This window comes from Methylobacterium sp. 391_Methyba4, from assembly GCF_029691625.1.
GTDB lineage: Bacteria > Pseudomonadota > Alphaproteobacteria > Rhizobiales > Beijerinckiaceae > Methylobacterium > Methylobacterium fujisawaense.
In genome coordinates, this window is sequence record NZ_CP121475.1 from 2,098,029 (window position 1) to 2,114,201 (window position 16,173).

At 54.6% G+C, this 16,173-nt stretch carries 12 protein-coding genes; 6 read left to right on the forward strand and 6 right to left on the reverse strand.

The features are described from left to right. Nucleotides 1–111 precede the first annotated feature (111 nt). The gene (locus P9K36_RS09780; protein ID WP_052083594.1) at nt 112–1,386 is read right to left on the reverse strand and encodes a chemotaxis protein; all 1,275 of its coding nucleotides are present in this window, start codon (nt 1,384–1,386) and stop codon (nt 112–114) included. A 316-nt stretch (nt 1,387–1,702) separates the two neighbouring features. Here P9K36_RS09780 and P9K36_RS09785 point away from each other — a divergent pair, with 316 nt between their 5' ends. After that, nucleotides 1,703–2,710 (forward strand): site-specific integrase, encoded by a 1,008-nt coding sequence (locus tag P9K36_RS09785; RefSeq protein ID WP_278306948.1) that lies wholly within the window; start codon nt 1,703–1,705, stop codon nt 2,708–2,710. 454 nt (nt 2,711–3,164) lie between these two features. Continuing rightward, the gene (locus P9K36_RS09790) at nt 3,165–5,312 is read left to right on the forward strand and encodes a phage/plasmid primase, P4 family (protein ID WP_278306949.1); all 2,148 of its coding nucleotides are present in this window, start codon (nt 3,165–3,167) and stop codon (nt 5,310–5,312) included. Between the two features lie 770 nt (nt 5,313–6,082). Here P9K36_RS09790 and P9K36_RS09795 read toward each other — a convergent pair. The 3 genes from P9K36_RS09795 to P9K36_RS09805 form a co-directional block, all read right to left on the reverse strand. Beyond that, on the reverse strand, nt 6,083–7,033 hold the full coding sequence (locus P9K36_RS09795; RefSeq protein WP_278306950.1) for an ADP-ribosylglycohydrolase family protein: 951 nt from the start codon (nt 7,031–7,033) through the stop codon (nt 6,083–6,085). A 234-nt stretch (nt 7,034–7,267) separates the two neighbouring features. Then, a complete protein-coding gene (locus P9K36_RS09800) occupies nt 7,268–7,645 on the reverse strand; it encodes a hypothetical protein (RefSeq protein ID WP_278306951.1) in 378 nt (125 codons plus the stop codon). Nucleotides 7,646–7,660: 15 nt separating this feature from the next. Then, complete coding sequence (locus P9K36_RS09805; protein ID WP_278306952.1) at nt 7,661–8,281, reverse strand: cyclin-dependent kinase inhibitor 3 family protein; 621 nt, start codon at nt 8,279–8,281, stop codon at nt 7,661–7,663. A gap of 66 nt (nt 8,282–8,347) precedes the next feature. Between P9K36_RS09805 and P9K36_RS09810 the strand changes: the two genes are divergently transcribed. Next, entirely contained in the window at nt 8,348–8,608 is a 261-nt protein-coding gene (locus P9K36_RS09810; RefSeq protein ID WP_278306953.1) for a hypothetical protein, read from the forward strand. 47 nt (nt 8,609–8,655) lie between these two features. On the opposite strand, the gene P9K36_RS09815 is transcribed toward P9K36_RS09810, so the two are convergent. Then, on the reverse strand, nt 8,656–9,219 hold the full coding sequence (locus tag P9K36_RS09815; RefSeq protein WP_278307270.1) for a recombinase family protein: 564 nt from the start codon (nt 9,217–9,219) through the stop codon (nt 8,656–8,658). Between the two features lie 175 nt (nt 9,220–9,394). Here P9K36_RS09815 and drt3a point away from each other — a divergent pair, with 175 nt between their 5' ends. The 3 genes from drt3a to P9K36_RS09830 all read left to right on the forward strand — a co-directional run bounded on the left by drt3a (nt 9,395) and on the right by P9K36_RS09830 (nt 13,647). Then, nucleotides 9,395–10,636 carry an antiviral reverse transcriptase Drt3a gene (drt3a, locus tag P9K36_RS09820; RefSeq protein ID WP_278306955.1) on the forward strand — a complete coding sequence of 414 codons (1,242 nt, stop codon included), beginning with the start codon at nt 9,395–9,397 and terminating at the stop codon, nt 10,634–10,636. Then, a complete protein-coding gene (gene drt3b, locus P9K36_RS09825) occupies nt 10,629–12,602 on the forward strand; it encodes an antiviral reverse transcriptase Drt3b (RefSeq protein ID WP_347568052.1) in 1,974 nt (657 codons plus the stop codon). The genes drt3a and drt3b overlap by 8 nt, the downstream gene beginning before the upstream one ends. 844 nt (nt 12,603–13,446) lie before the next feature. Then, nucleotides 13,447–13,647: an EscU/YscU/HrcU family type III secretion system export apparatus switch protein gene (locus P9K36_RS09830; RefSeq protein ID WP_278306958.1), complete on the forward strand. Its 201-nt coding sequence runs from the start codon at nt 13,447–13,449 to the stop codon at nt 13,645–13,647. Between the two features lie 290 nt (nt 13,648–13,937). On the opposite strand, the gene P9K36_RS09835 is transcribed toward P9K36_RS09830, so the two are convergent. After that, the gene (locus tag P9K36_RS09835) at nt 13,938–16,100 is read right to left on the reverse strand and encodes a malate synthase G (RefSeq protein WP_111474014.1); all 2,163 of its coding nucleotides are present in this window, start codon (nt 16,098–16,100) and stop codon (nt 13,938–13,940) included. Nucleotides 16,101–16,173: the final 73 nt, after the last annotated feature.

The following is a 16,173-nucleotide window of genomic DNA, read 5'->3' on the forward strand; positions in this document are numbered from 1 at the left end:
CGCCGGGCCGGCCCCTGTCCGGCGGGGTCCGGAGGTCGGTCTCCGGATGGGACCGCGCCATCTCGCGATCGGACTTCGGCGCGGGTCTCTGAACCGTGGCGGCGATCAGGGTCACGGAGTTGCCTTCTGGAGGAGCAGATCGATCTGGTCGATCGTGGCTTGGGCCTTGGGAATCAGTCTGGCCGCGCCATCGGTGGAATCCGCCGCGGCCTGCGCCTGTCGCGATGGCGCCGTGTCGGCCACCGGCCCCACGCGCGTGCCGACGAGACCGCGCCCGATCTCCTCGGCCGTCGCAAGCGCCGTCTTGAGGAGGGGGATGTCGCGGGCGGGAAGCTTGGATCGGTCGAGGGCCTGCAAGGTCCGCAGCCCGGGCTCGAAGGTCGCCAGGTCCACGATCTCGGCCGCCGCCCGGTAAAGGCGTCCCTGGGCCGCCTCCGGACTCTCGGGCCCGCAGAGCGCCAGGGCCTTGTCGGCGGCCAGGCGCGCCGAGGCCGTCTTGCCCTCCTGGATCGCCGTACGGGCGATCAGCAGGTACAGATCGCGCCGGCTCCCGGCAGCCAGTTCGTTGACGATCCTGTTGAGGGCCCCGAAGCGCGCCTCGTCCCGGCCGACATCGAACTGGGTCAACTGGTAGGCGAGGCGCTGCCTGAAATTGCCAGCGTAGACCGAATGCGGAAAGCGGCGCAGATACTGAATCGCCAGGGCTTCGAACCTGTGCAGATCGCCGATCTGCCCGAGGGCGAAGACCTCGCGGCGCAGGGCTCCTTCTTCGCTGAGGGTCCCCGGCAGCAACAGCCGCACGCGATCGAGCAGGGCGATCGCCCGGACCGGATTCTCGGTCACGATGAGCGAGGCCTGCGCGAGGCCGACCGCACCGGCGAGCGTCGGCGGCAGACCCGCCGTGTCGAAATCCCTGAGGAGGCGGTTCGCGTCCGCATCCCGCCCCTCGATAAAGGCTAGAGCGCCGCGGGCCAGCGTCGCCTCCCGCTCGCCCAGCCCGTCCAGCGCAGTCAGGCGACGCAGGATCGCCGGCCCCCCGCCGCTCAGGGAGAAGACGATGGCGGCTCTGACATGATGCCCGTCGGCCCAGACTTCCGGTGCCGCAGCGAGAAGATCCGCGTTGATCCGGGCGATCAACCGCGGCTGACCCTCGTGGGCGGCGACCGAGCCGGACGCGACCCGGTCCTGCAGCAATTGCAGCGTCCGCACCGCGGCAACGGGACCGGCCCTCAAGCCCTGGGAGTCCAGGGCCGCCGGTGCCGGCACGGACTCCGGAAGCGCGGGACGGTCCGCCTGCGGAACCGCCGTGGGTGCCGGTTCCGCGACGGCTGGATCCACGAGCCCTGTGACGAGCGCACCGAGGGCACCCAGCAGGATCCGCCTCATCCCGGAATTCCTTGGAGAAGGATCTCGATCCGCCGGTTCTCCGGCGCCTTGGGATCTGGCGCGTTGCGCGGCATCCGGTCGGCCGCCCCCTCAACGCGCCAGATCCGCGCCTCCTCGATGCCCGCTCGGATGAGCATGTAGGACGCCATACTAGGTCCACACTAGGCAATCGCGCTGCTATGCATCCTGTCCATGCCAGTCGATGGTAATTTCGTTGTAAAACAATGGTTTAGCTATCGATCAACTCCCGCCGAGTGCTATCAAACAACTTCGATCTCTGCGTCCGGGCACAATGTAGGGCACAGTGAGGATCAAGATGGCCACGATTAGAAAAAGGAATGGGAAGTTCCAAGTTCAGGTGCGAATCAAAGGATCTAAATCGGCCACACGGACTTTTAAAACAAAGTCAGAGGCGGTAGCATGGTCGAGAGAAACAGAAATCGAAAAATATCGCAGTCCTGACGCGCACACTCATTCTGCTTCTGATACGGAGACTGTCGGAACTCTGATTGAAAGATACTATATTGAAATCCTATCAAAGCGATATTGGTATAAGAGAGAATGTTCTATATTAAGAAGATTTCAGAGATCCGACCTGTACAACATAAGGATCAACGATCTCTGTGAAGGCGACATCGCCCGCTACAGAGACAGCAGATTGAAAGTTGTTAAACCCGCGACTGTTGTAAGAGAGCTTTGTATTGGGTCGCACTGTTTGACTATTGCCCAAAGCGAGTGGGGTGTTCGCCTGACAACTAACGCATTCAAAAGCGTGCGAAAGCCGAAAGTCCGAAATAGCCGAGAGCGACGTATCTCTCAAGAGGAATGGAGTCGAATATTAGAAGCAGACAGTCGTAGAGGCAAAAGAGCGATGATACACATCATCGAATTGGCTGTCGAAACAGCAATGAGAAAGGGCGAACTTCTAAGAGCGAAATGGACAGATCTCGATCTCGATCAATCCACCCTCTACATACCAAAAACCAAAAACGATTATCCAAGAACGATTCCGCTGACGCCAAAAGCTGTGGAGATTATACGGGCCATGCAAAAAAACGGAAGCGAGGATAATATCATATCTGTAAACTATTTTACCCTAAGTTCTTGGTGGGCTGAATTGCTCAAGGCTGCCGAAATCAGAAATCTACGCTGGCACGATCTAAGACACGAAGGAATTTCTCGCCACTTCAAGCATGGGCTTAGTGTTCCCGAGGTCGCAATGATATCAGGCCACCGCGATTATCAAATGTTGAGAAGGTATACGCACATCAATCCTGCAAATGTTGCCGCAAAGCTAGCTATGATACTTGAGAAGGGACGCTAAATTGTTCGCGCGGTGAGGAGATTATTGGAGATTCCTCACCGCGACACAGAGCTTGTGGTTTGCAGCCTTAAGTAACAAGTCGCAATTTAGAGACGCATAGACGACGAGCGGGGCGCGTTATTATAATCTGGCAAGGGCGAACCGGAATTCTCGATTGAAGCGAGAAAACAAAATGGCGTTTCTCTATTATTGTTTTTCAGATATATACTCGAAATTATGAGAGATAGTGGTATAATGACGGTGTAGACGGTTCGTATCGTGCTACTTATTGGCCGTCATCTATAAAGTTGTTGACATTCTCTGACGAATCGGGCATAACTCAAATCACAGTCGACTGCATCAAGCCGGCGCCGTGATATTCCTGTGGCGCCATTCAACTACAGCCAATATTGCAAATATCACATCCGGGCCAAAGCGTCCGAATGATTTCGCACGAACGAATTAGAGTATCTACGTGAAATTGAACATCGAATCAGAACGTCATCGCTACATTCCCCTTGTTCGCAAAACTAAGCAGCCATTGTTTTCGGATTGGCCGAACAGCGGAGTATTGCTACATGATATAGACCAATATGGCTCTGTTCCAGAAGACATCAATGTAGGTGTCTTAACGGGCGCAGCATCCTATGGTCTGGTCGATATTGACTTGGATGGCCCCAATACGCTCGCGGCCGGAGCTCTGTTGTTGCCAGAGACCGGTATGATTATGGGCCGTAACAGTCGACCCGCATCCCATTATTTCTATCGCGTTGTCGGGACTACTGCCACGCTTCGCCTGAAAAGTCCTAAGGACGGTGAAACCCTAGTCGAGTTTAGAGGGGACGGCTGTCAAACCATGATGCCCCCGTCAATCCATCCCGACGATGGCGAAATGGTGCGCTTCGAAGATAGGAAGGATGGTTCGCCTACTGCCTGTGAACGCGAAACCTTGCTCACGGCTATTAGACAAATTGCAACAGTAAGCTTTCTTTCTGCGTTCTGGATCGAGGGTGGTCGGCATGAACTAGCAATGCAATTTGCCGGATTATGTGCTTGCAGTGGGGTTGCTTGCAAAGCATGTGAGAAAATCATAGGCGCTCTTTGCACCATCACCAAAGATGAAGAAAAAGAAGATAGGTTGTTGGCGGTCGCAACTTCTTATGATCGGTATGCGACAAAACGACAAGTAGAGTGGAGATCAAAACTCGTCGATCTTTTTGGATCAGAGAAAGCCGTCGTATGTCTTATCGAATGGATGGAAGGCAACAGACCCACGCCGTCATTTGATGATCGGGGGCGCACTGTGCAAACGATTAGCGTGGTTGTAGACACGAGCACGGACATTTCAACGGCCGAAGCGTTCCATGCCTCTACTAATGAAACCATTATTTACGGCGAGTATTCCGAGAAATTCTATAGGGCGAACTCCGGGGTTTACGATCCGATCACGGCATTTGAAGTGAAAGGCGAGATTATCAATTTTCTAAAGACGCCAACCACCGGCAATGCTGCAAACGATCCAGTCAAGCTTCGGGCGTCACAATCAAATTCTCGGATCAACGCGGTTCTCGAACTTGCAAAGACATTCAAGCGCAAGGATGATAGGGACTTTGATCGTCAATCTTATCTGTTGGGAACGAAGAATGGTGTGCTTGATTTGACCAGATTTAATTTAGTAGATCCGAATGATATTGTAACGAAACGCATTGGAGCCGAATTTAGGCCCACCGCGGAATGTCCGCTGTTTTTGAGGTTCATCGAGGAGATCTTCGAAGATAATCTTGAAGTCATTCCATATCTTCAACGTGCAGTAGGATACACTCTTACCGCAAGCGTTGAAGCCCAGGCCATGTTCATTCTTATCGGAACAGGGGCAAATGGTAAATCGGTTTTCTTGAATCTCTTACAAGCATTGATGGGTGATTACGGGACATCTCTACCTCCTCATTCTATCATGCAGGCAAGATTTGGGAATGATAAGACAGACGATCTTGCCTCGCTTGACGGAAAAAGGTTTGTCTTTGCTACAGAAGGTGAAGCCGGAGATCGATTGGCCTCCGCTAAAGTGAAGCGCATGACCGGTGGCGATATGATGTCGGTCAAGCGGCTATACAAAGACTATTTTAACTTGAAGCCCGAGTTCAAGATGTGGTTTGGAAGCAACGAACTGCCGCGAATTGCTGGGAATGATGATGCCATTTGGCGTCGATTGCATTTGATTGAATTTAAACGAACTTTTTCGCCAGCGGAGCAAGACCCTAGACTTTTGGAAAAGCTGAAAGGGGAATTGCCTGGCATCTTGAATTGGGCGCTCGAAGGATTGCGTCAGATCGGAGGGATGAAGGGTGACTTTCTTGCTCCACCTGACTCGGTCCGTAAGGCACTCGATGCTTATCGTAACGAGAATGATAACGTGGGGGAATTCATCGATGAAGCTTGTATTCGTGATAGCACTAGTCGAGTGATGGTCGGTGAACTATATAACCACTATGTTTCTTATTCGAGCAACAGTGGCGTTGAACCCATGAACCAAATTGCGTTCTCTAAAACGCTGAATAACCACGGCATTGGTATTCAAAAAATGAGTAAAGGCAATGCACGAACCGGCATACGGCTGAAATAATAATTCCGGGGCTTCGCTCCCGTCGCTTCCCTTCGGTCGCGATTGACTGACTTATTAGCAGTGGAGGAATGGAGGCTAGTTACCTAACTTTTCTATCTCCAATAATTATTTCTATTGGAAATTTAGGTAAGTAACATCCATCCTCCACTCGGAAAGGAAAGGTGAAAAACCCAAGAGGCGCAACAGCAACCAGATCGGCGATATAGAAATTAATCCCCACCAACGCTTCCGGTTCATCAGACGCGATGAAAATTCAGAATAAAATCTGAAATACAATACCAGACGCAAGAAATTTCAGGCAATTCAGTGCCACATAGTCAAATTGAAAGGCATTATTAGACTTATCATGGAAAATCTCTCTTTCCCGCCCGCCGTTATAATTAGCGATAATAGATACATTCTGCGTAAGATGCTCGTTCGTGGGGCATCAGAGGCGTATTATCGTTGGCGATTGTATGAAGGTGATAAGGCCTTTGAATACAAGCGTCTGGCCTTCCAATTCGAGGATCTTATCGACGATCTTGATAGTATGATAGATGAAGAGGGCACGATCCGAGAACAGGATGTAATTGCGATAATTCGGGCTATTTGGAGCTGTAAAGACCTATTCGCTCTGGACTACGCCGAGACGAATGCCGATTATCTTAATTTAATGGCGGACCTGACTCGCGATCTATGCCCGGAGTGTCACAGGGCAATGATAGCAGCCTAATGCGTCGGCGAGGGTATCACAGGCTATTGATGCCCCCACTACCCGTGAATCGAACTCGTTATCGTTCCGAGATACTAGCCTCGAATAAATGTTCTGCGGTGGTCGCCAGCCGTGCATTCCAGGCCAGTGGCGCGAACCATTCCTCGGGTATAGCTGCCACCCCATAAGCGGCTCCTGCCATCTGGCCTGTGATTGCCCCTACCGTGTCTGCATCGTCCCCAAGGTTCACCGCCAAGAGGACGGCATCTCGGAAGGTGGTGGTCTCGGACAGGCACCAGAAGGCGCTTTCGAGCGAGTCGATCACATAGCCGGATGATCGGATCTCGCCCCGAGCCTTCCCGCGCCACGATCCGTTCATGATGGCCTGAACCCCCGGACAGAATGGGCCGTGGGTTGCGGAGAGAACGTCCGACAGCGGCTTTCCCCCAATAAGCGCGGCAAGGACCGTTGCCAACGCATCACAGCCGTCCACGGACTCCTGTGCGCCATGGGTCGTGTAGCTCTGTCTTCGGGCCGCATCCTTCAGGCGGTCGTCATCGTTCCAGAAGCGCAAGGCAACAGGCGCCAAGCGCATGATCGAACCGTTTCCAGCGTTCCTCGGGTCAACCGGCCCCGCTACCGGATCGTTTGTGCGCCGAAACGACTCCAGGGCTTTCCTCGTGGCGATCCCGATGTCGAAACAGGATCCCGTGCACGAATTTTCGCCGAGTTCGTGCCAGCGACAGAATCGTTCCATTAGATCCCGTTCGTCCAGGCCATCGCAGGCTAGCAGTGAGTCGGCGAGGCACAGCGCCATAGCCGTGTCATCGGTCCACTGGCCCGCATTCAGATTGAACGGGCCACCGCCTACCATGTCGGTCACGGGCGGCTTTGTATCTCGTGTCTCGAATTCCAAGGTGGTGCCGAGCGCATCGCCAACTGCAAGGCCGATCAATGCACCGAGAGCATGATTCAAACCGTTAGCGGGCATTGCAGCGGTGCCACTGCCATGAAGCCGTAGGTTGGTCATCCTCTCCGTAACACCATCCCAATCTTTGTATAGTCAAATAAAGTCCTTCTCGTCGATCGCAGGCCGCATCAGTTTTTGGATCATCTCCTCGACCGCCACGACATCTCGCGTTTTCTTTGTCCCACCTCTTCATTAGGCTCTTCACATCCCCTGCTTGAACACTCTGGGACATAAAACAAGCAATAATAATTGCCATTCCGAAAATTTTAGTATGAACCGATTCGACTTTCATTACTATTTTCTATCGCAACGATAAACAACTTGGCTTTTTCCTAGACCCCCGATAGTCATAATGTTCTTATTTGATTTATGCGTGAACGTAATTGTTCTTGCACTCATCTCTCCTTCGTCGCGACACTTCAGATCAACTATATAGTAGAAAAATCCCGGAGTGACATTGTTGTGCTCTGCCACCTTTCCTACTTGACAGGTCGACTCGTATTGCCTGAATGATTTCTGCGCTATAAATGTGATATTTTCTGGATCAGCGCATTTGTCTTTAGTGCTCGTCCATCGCCCTAGAAAATAGCTAGGAAGTTGTGAAGCTTGACCGTAGGGCTGTGTAATCATCACGCCCCCAATTGCGGCAAGTGCAACAAACGTCGATTTCACTACATTTCTCCAGAATTAGATAAAATGATTGTGGCGCAATACGTGATTTTCTTGCTGCAAAGTTTCGATTGCACCCGGTCGGACAGCGCGGACCCGTTCAATCGCCCTCGAAGGTTCCTCGCCCATTATATTAACGAGCACGGCAGCGATCATGCCGGCGCGACCAAGGCCACCCCGGCAATGGACCACCACCGACTGTCCCTGACATAACTGTGCGACGAGGCGAGGCCCGATTGTTCGCCATGCCGCTTCGAAGGACGGTCCAGGCACACTGACGTCCGGTATCGGGGAATGGTGCCAGATCAGGCCAGCATCCCTTACAGCCTCGGGCAAGCCTCGCACCTTCAGTAGGTCGAACTCGTGGGCTTCCAGGAGAGTAAGGACGGAGGAGGCACCCCAATCCCGGAGCGAGGCCACATCAGCCTGTAGGTCTCGCTCCCACGCGCCGCCAGCCGACGTGTCATCGACCTTCCCTGGACAAAGGGTGATGCCTATTCGCCCGCCCTTCTCACCAACAGGGATTGTAGCAATTTGCAGCGGGTGCGTAAGAGATGTGCGGACCGACAGTTGCGATTTAGTTATGCTGTGTGATCCGAAAACAGCTAGTCCACTGCGCCAAGTATCTATCTTCGTCATGGTGTCTCCTACCGAGGCACCTTATCATAAAAACTGTCCCTGTCGTTAATTTTTGAAATTTGGATCATGGAAGACGACTGCGATTTCGAGCACTCCCGGCTTTCCGGCAAGTTCACTCGTAACGGTATTAGGGTCGAGGTTGAAATCTATCGGAATGCGGGCACGAACGACACATGGCGGCTAGAAGTTGTAAACGAGAACGGCGGCTGTATCCGCTGGCACGTCCGATTTTCCAGTGAAGAAGAAGCTTATCAGGCTTTCCTCGCGGTCGTCGACCAAGAGGGCATATCGTTCTTCTTTAGCGCCGGTCCGGAGGCGCGGCACTGATATAGTGGAGCGCCCTAGCAGCCCGACGTCAGTTGCTATGCACACCCCTATCGCGATGTTCGAGAGGAGGAACCGTTCAAGAGTCGATAGACGGACGCACGCCCCACCTTCAGTTCCTTGGCAATGACACTGGCACCCATCCCTTGGGCGGCGAGGGCTTTGACTCGTTCAGGATCGATGGTCGGCTTGCGTCCCTTGTAAACGCCCTCGGCCTTGGCCTTCGCAACGCCTTCCAATTGGCGTTCTCGCCGTATGGCCGTCTCGAACTCGGCGAAGACCCCAAGCATCTGCAAAAAACAGCGCCCCGCTGCCGTGGACGTATCGACAGGTTGCTCAAGGACCTTCAGGGACACGCCCTTCGCCTCCAACCGCTTCACGATGGCCGCGAGATCTCCGATTGAGCGTGCGAGCCTGTCGATGCGGGTGACCGAGAGCGAATCCCCGGCCCTGGCGAACTGGATTATCGTTTCGAGTTCCGTCCGGCCTTCCAGCTTGGTGCCCGTCTGCGTCTCGGACCGGATGATGTCACAACCTGAAGCTTGCAAAGCCTCCTGCTGGATCGCTAAGCTCTGTGACACGCTTGATACGCGCGCATAACCGTAGGTGGCGATAGGGAACTCCTGTCTTGTTAGCTTCTAGACCCGCCTACCATAGTGTCTCGGAATTCAAATGTCGACCCTAAAGAGACGGGTGGACAGGCATCCACATGTCTCGCGCAAGCGCCTTGCATAGGTATAGCCAAAAAGATCAGAACCAAGCCACATAACCACGACGCTTAACCGCACCATGTATGATCCTACGTTTCATTCTCGGGCGTTTCGAAATGAACTTACCCATAATGATTATCTTCGAGATCGGCGCTTGTTTTTGGAAAATTACCGCAATGCGTTAATTGCTGACGCAGCAAGAAGGGTCGAAACAGGTTATGAAGATGTAGAGCTCAAATGGCGAACAATCAATGGGGCGCCAGTATACGCCCTGGGTCAACTTGCTGATGAAGTTGTTCTGAGAAAGATTACTCGCAATATCAAGCAAGTGACGCGTGTTCGGCAGTCAAATCGAAGCCATATCGTAAAGTGCATCCAGTCGTTATGCCAAGAAGGTTTATCCTTCAAATTATATAAAATCGACATCAAGAAATTTTATGACTCAATTACCACAGAAATGTTCCTGTCGTCTATAGTCAGTGATTCGGCATTCCCTCCGGCAACAACGAGGCTGCTGTCTTCCTTTTTTGAAGAGATGAGGAAACGAGGCATCGGCGGGTTACCCCGCGGCCTATCTCTGAGTTCTGTTTTAAGTGAGTATGTAATGAGGCCGTTTGATCGCGCTGCGGCCAGTATAGATGGAGTATTTTTCTTCTCCCGATTTGTAGATGACATGGTCTTCATAACACGCGGCGATGAAGATCATGAGCGATTTATATCCGGTATCAATAAACTTTTGCCGTGCGGTCTAACTGCTAGTCCTCAGAAAACAAAATGCTTTCCTTTCAAGTCCCACGATAAGTCAAATGTTGGCGTCGAAGGTGAAGTGGATTTTTTGGGATATGTATTCCGCATAGGTTTCGCGAAGCGTGACGAAAACGGAAGGATCAGTCGTGACGTGCAGCTGGACATAGCAGATAAAAAAATTAGGCGCATGAAATCGCGCATCTGTTTGTCACTATTGCAGTTTACTAAAGACCGAAATTTTAGCGATCTTGAAAAAAGAATTCGAATGTTGAGTTCTAACTACTCAGTGACCGATTTCGGTAGAAGACGTATTAGAAACGTGGGTATCTATCATAATTATAGGTTGGTAGGCCCGGGGCCTTCTAAGTCACTTCGAGATTTGGACGCTTTTTATAAGAAGATGATACTTTCAAATCAAGGAAAAATTTGTTCTCGCTTGCAACTGACCATAACCCGGCAGCAAAGGAGCGCACTATTGCGCTACTCTTTTGAACGCGCATTCACAGATAGGACGCACTTCGATTTCAATCCAAAGGCCATTGGAAGCCTCAAGAAGTGCTGGAATAATGTCTAAGAGCGTTCAGATCAGGGGAAAGCTCGATCCCTCCGATTATCATCGGGTCTTACTAACAGACACGTCGCCGTTCGAAGTGCCGATTATCTTTTCGAATAACAATTTCTACAAGAACACCTATTTGCGCGACAGTTTGAGCGGGCATATCATCGAGACGATGAAAGCCATTTTCTTGGATCATAATTATACTATACCATTCAGGTATAATATAGCAAAAGACAGCGCTTCCGTTCGGCAGTTAAGTCTTCTTCATCCTTCCGCACAGTTGAGCGTTTGTAATTTTTATCGCTCGTATGAAAATCTAATTTGCTATTATACCTCTATTGGTCAGTTCAGTATCAGATCACCGAACCGCATCGGAAGCTCCTTTTATTTTCGGTCTACGATTTCTGACAAAAATAAATATAGAAATAATACAGTCGACACCACTGAGGTGGATAAGCTGGTAAAAAATCCCGCGAGTTACTTCGCATACAGCGGTTACGACAGACTCTACAAATTCTTCAATTCCATCGAATTTGTCAACATCGAGAAGCGCTTTGCCTATATGCTTGTATTGGACGTATCGAAATGCTTTGCCAGCATATACACGCATTCAGTCGCGTGGGCGTTAAAGGACATCCATACAGCGAAGGGTAATATAAAGTCTAATCATTTTGGTTCGCACTTCGACGCGCTGATGCAGCGTATGAATTACAATGAAACCAACGGAATATGTATCGGACCGGAGATTAGCAGGATTTTTGCGGAGATAATACTTAATAGAGTGGATATAAATATAGTGAAATGTCTTGAGGCGGATATTGCCGCGCCCAGAAGGAACGACTACACAATAAAAAGGTATGTCGATAACTACTATATTTTCTCAAACTCTGTCAATGATATTGACCGGATACATGCTGTAGTGTCGGCCTGTTTAGGCGAATTCAAGCTTCACTTAAATGAACACAAGACAGAAATTATAAGTCGACCCTTTTATACGCGCAAGTCGAAAGTGATAGATGATATAAGCACCAAACTGTCGGACTTCTTCAATCTTTTTGTTGCGCAGGATTTTGATGACGGGAGGCGATATAGTTTCCCAACGCGGATCAAGCGCTACAATTCGCTCTATAAATCTATCATTCGCGATATAAAGGCCGCATGTTCACTGAGTGATTCTCATTATGAAGATGTAGCGAGTTACATTATATCTGCTATAGGAATACGGATTACTCATCTTATTGACGATATTGCAAGCGGGTTAGCAAGAGAGGACTGCGACGAAGAGCTCTACATTGAGGCCTTCATTTTGTTGCTGGAGTTGTCGTTTTTCTTCTATACAATGAGCCCCACTGTAGCAGCCTCGCTTACGCTTAGTAAAAGCATTGTCATTTGCGCAAAATCTTTTGAGGCGCACTTCAATTCGCGACTTCCGTTCCTTCAAGACAGAGTTGTTCGATGGACAATGCAGCTAATGCGTGACTCAAGGATAGCAGGAATAACGAAAAGAAAGGGCACAATACCGATCGAAATACTAAATATACTAATCGCGATGCATGATATTGCTGCCGATTATAATTTCGATGAATCATTGTATCGGGATCTCCTTTTCAAGGATGGAAGGGTTGATTATTTTTCGGCGGTTTCATGTCTTTACATAATCAAAGATAGGAATAATTGTGAAGCGCTTCGTAACGAGATATATCTGTGCATCAGGAATAATCTATTAAATAGTGCGAATTTTGTCTTGTCATCTCACGACGTTCATCTCTTCCTAGACACGATATCGTGTCCATATATCCCGACGCCGGATAGAGTTAAGCTCTATAAGGAAATAGTCGGAGTTCTAGGTATTAAGAGGGCAAACAATGCGGAAGCTTTGCAGGCTGTTCAACAGTGCGAGGCTGCATGCTGGTTCGTCAGCTGGAAGGGAGTAGACCTACTGTCCCTGATAAACAGAAAGCAGTTGAGTTCCGTCTACTAGCCTGCTATGCGTTTCAGCGGGGTCGTTTGCTATTCGCTTCAATCGTCGATGCTGCGAGGCAGCACACGCGATTTATACCTTTGGTTGCACTTGGAAGCTCTAAAGGCGTCTTCATAGGAACCATTAGGAGCGTTGCATAGTTTGTGACGCACACACTCAGTGTTTAGTGGGCGGCCCCACCAATGCCTCGGTGGAATGCGGATTTTAATATTCTATCAAATGGGCTTTCTTTCTAGGCTCGGAACAGTAGCGCGGGAATCGAGTCATAGCGCCCGCCAGCATCGTAAGGGTTGGTGTCTCGTACCGTCGGCCCACTGATGCAACACGATGGCTGGTGATCGCATCCCTTAAGCGTTCTTCAATGCCGGCCTCAAGCGCAAGGGTTTTCCATGTGTGTCGCCAACCGTGATTCGGATCGACGCTCGGATCAAGCTTGACGGTAGCGCGCATCCATTCTCAGTGTCGAGGACCATAGCGGTAGCATGCAAGCACGGTTCTCCACGGCTTCGGCCCGGCCCTTGATCGTCGGCTGATGCTCACTCCGACTGGTGAATCGACGCTCCGCCTCTTGTCACCGGGGCGTCGGATCAGTCTCCATAAGGCACGGTCGATCCTCGCGTTCTGGTCACAATATGGCACACTAACCCCGGAGAAGGCTTCAAATTTCGCCTTCACCAGGATCGCCGACTATGGTAGCCTATGCTTGCCTAAGGCGCTGTGAACAAATGGTTTTTTGATTGTGATCGGGTGGTCGGCGTGTCGTAGGATGAGCATGTAGGACGCCATACTAGGTCCACACTAGGCAATCGCGCTGCGCTACGATCAGAGCGAGAGCGACGCCCCGGTGGTGCTGGCCAAGGGGGCGGACCTGATCGCCCTGCGCATCCGCGAGATCGCCGAGAGGAACCGGATCGAGGTGGTCGTCGACAAGGCCCTGACCCGGGCGATGTACGACCACGTGGAGATCAATCAGGCAATCCCGGCGGAATTCTACCGGGCGGTGGCGAATCTCCTCGTCTACGTGATGACGCGCAAGCGCCGCTGAGCGGCCGCGGGTGACCGGCCCGCGGATCGGGGAACCCGGCCTGGCCGGCCGGCGCCCCCCCCGGCGGGCGCCGGCCCTCAGAAATGCGGGAGGGCGCGCCGCGGGGCGACGATCGCTTGTCGAACCCGGCCCCTGATCCTGGCGCCCGCGTTCCCCGGCCTCGAAGGCGGATGCGGGGAAACGCGGTGATCCCCGAAGGCCTCCTGCGAGTCCTCCTGCGAGGCCCCCGCTGCGCTCCGGCGCCTCGGGATCGGGTCGCGCTCGGGCGGATCGCAGGCCGCGAGACGGCCTCAGGCCGCCCGACCGTCGGCCTGCCGGCGCTTCGCCTCCCGGCGGAACCGGTGCAGCACGAACTCGGTGTAGCCGTTGGGCTGGCGCGCGCCCTCGAACACCAGGGCCTCCGCGGCCCGGAAGGCCGGGCCGTCGAAGCCCGGAGCCATCGGCCGGTAGGCCGGATCGCCCGCGTTCTGGCGGTCGACCACCGCCGCCATCCGCCGCAACGCCGCGTCGACCTGCGCCCGGTCCACGATCCCGTGGCGCAGCCAGTTGGCGATGTGCTGGCTGGAGATCCGCAGGGTGGCGCGGTCCTCCATCAGGCCGACCTCGTGGATGTCCGGCACCTTCGAGCAGCCGACGCCCTGGTCGATCCAGCGGACCACGTAGCCCAGGATCCCCTGGCAGTTGTTGTCGAGCTCCTCCCGGATCGCCTCCGGCGCAAAGGCGCCCTCGGCGAGGGGCAGGGTCAGCATGGCGTCCCGGGTCGCGGGCGCCCGGCCGGCCAGATCCGCCTGGCGGGCGCGGACATCCGTCCGGTGGTAGTGCAGCGCGTGGAGCGTGGCCGCCGTCGGCGACGGCACCCAGGCGGTGTTGGCGCCGGCTTCCGGGTGGGCGCCCTTCGCCTCCAGCATCGCCGCCATCTGGTCGGGGGCGGCCCACATGCCCTTGCCGATCTGCGCGTGGCCCGGCAGGCCGCAGGCGAGGCCGGCATCGACGTTCCCGTCCTCGTAGGCCTTGATCCAGGCGGTCGCCTTCATCGCGTCCTTGCGGACCACCGGACCGGCCTCCAGGGAGGTGTGGATCTCGTCCCCGGTCCGGTCGAGGAAGCCGGTGTTGATGAAGAACAGCCGGTCCGCCGCGGCGGCGATCGCCGCCTTCAGATTGAGCGTCGTGCGCCGCTCCTCGTCCATCACGCCGATCTTGAGCGTCCGCGGCGCGAGCCCGACGAGGGCCTCGACCCGCCCGAACAGCTCCACCGCGAAGGCGACCTCGTCGGGGCCGTGCAGCTTCGGCTTGACCATGTAGACCGAGCCCGTCCGGCTGTTGCGCAAGGAGCCGGTCCCGTTCAGGTCGTGCAGGGCGATCAGCGCGGTCACCGCCGCGTCGAGGAGCGTCTCGGGGATCTCGGCGCCGTCGAGGGTCACGGCGTCGGTGTACATGTGATGGCCGACATGCCGGACCAGCATCAGCGACCGCCCCGGCAGGGTCAGGCTTCCCCCGTCGGGCGCCGTGTAGGTGCGGTCCGCGGCAAGCCGCCGCTCGACGGTGCGGCCGCCCTTGGACAGGGTGGCCACGAGGTCGCCGCGCATCAGGCCGAGCCAGCTGCGATAGACCGCGACCTTGTCGGCCGCGTCCACGGCGGCGACCGAATCCTCCATGTCCATGATGGTCGAAAGGGCGGATTCCAGCACCACGTCGGCGATGCCGGCGGGGTCGGTGCGGCCGATCGGGCTCGTCCGGTCGATGACGATCTCGACGTGCAGGCCGTTGTGGCGCAGCAGGAGCGCGGTCGGCGCCTCGGGGGCGCCGGTATAGCCCGCGAGGTCCGCCGTGCCGGTCAGGCCGGCGCTCCGTCCGGCGCCGAGAGCAACGGCGAGGCGGCCGCCCGTCACCGAGAAGCCCACCGCATCCGCCCAGGAGCCGACGCTGAGCGGGGCGGTCGCGTCGAGGAGGGCCTTGGTCTTGGCCACCACGGCGGCGCCCCGGGCCGGGTTGAACCCGGTGCCTGGGGCGAGGTCGCCGTCCTGCGGGATCGCGTCGGTGCCGTAGAGGGCGTCGTAGAGGCTGCCCCAGCGGGCATTGGCGGCGTTGAGCGCGTAGCGGGCGTTCGAGATCGGCACGACGAGCTGGGGCCCGGCGATCTGCGCGATCTCCGCGTCCACGTTCTCGGTGGTCACCCGCACAGCGTCGGGCTCCGGCTGCAGGTAGCCGATCTGCGTGAGGTAGGCCGCGTAGGCGGCCGGTTCGTGCGGCAGGCCGCGATGGTCGCGGTGCCAGGAATCGATGTCGGCCTGGAGGCCGTCGCGCCGGTCGAGCAGCGCCCGATTGTGCGGTGCGAGGTCGCGGACGATCGCCGCGAAGCCCGACCAGAACCGGTCGGCCGAGAGGCCGGTTCCAGGCAGCGCCTCCTCGGACAGGAAGGTGCGGAGATCCTCGGCGACGACGAGATTCGACATGCGATCCTCTGGGAAATGGGGCGCCGTGCGTCAGAAAAAGTCGAACGGCCCGTGAAATTTTTTTGATCTCACG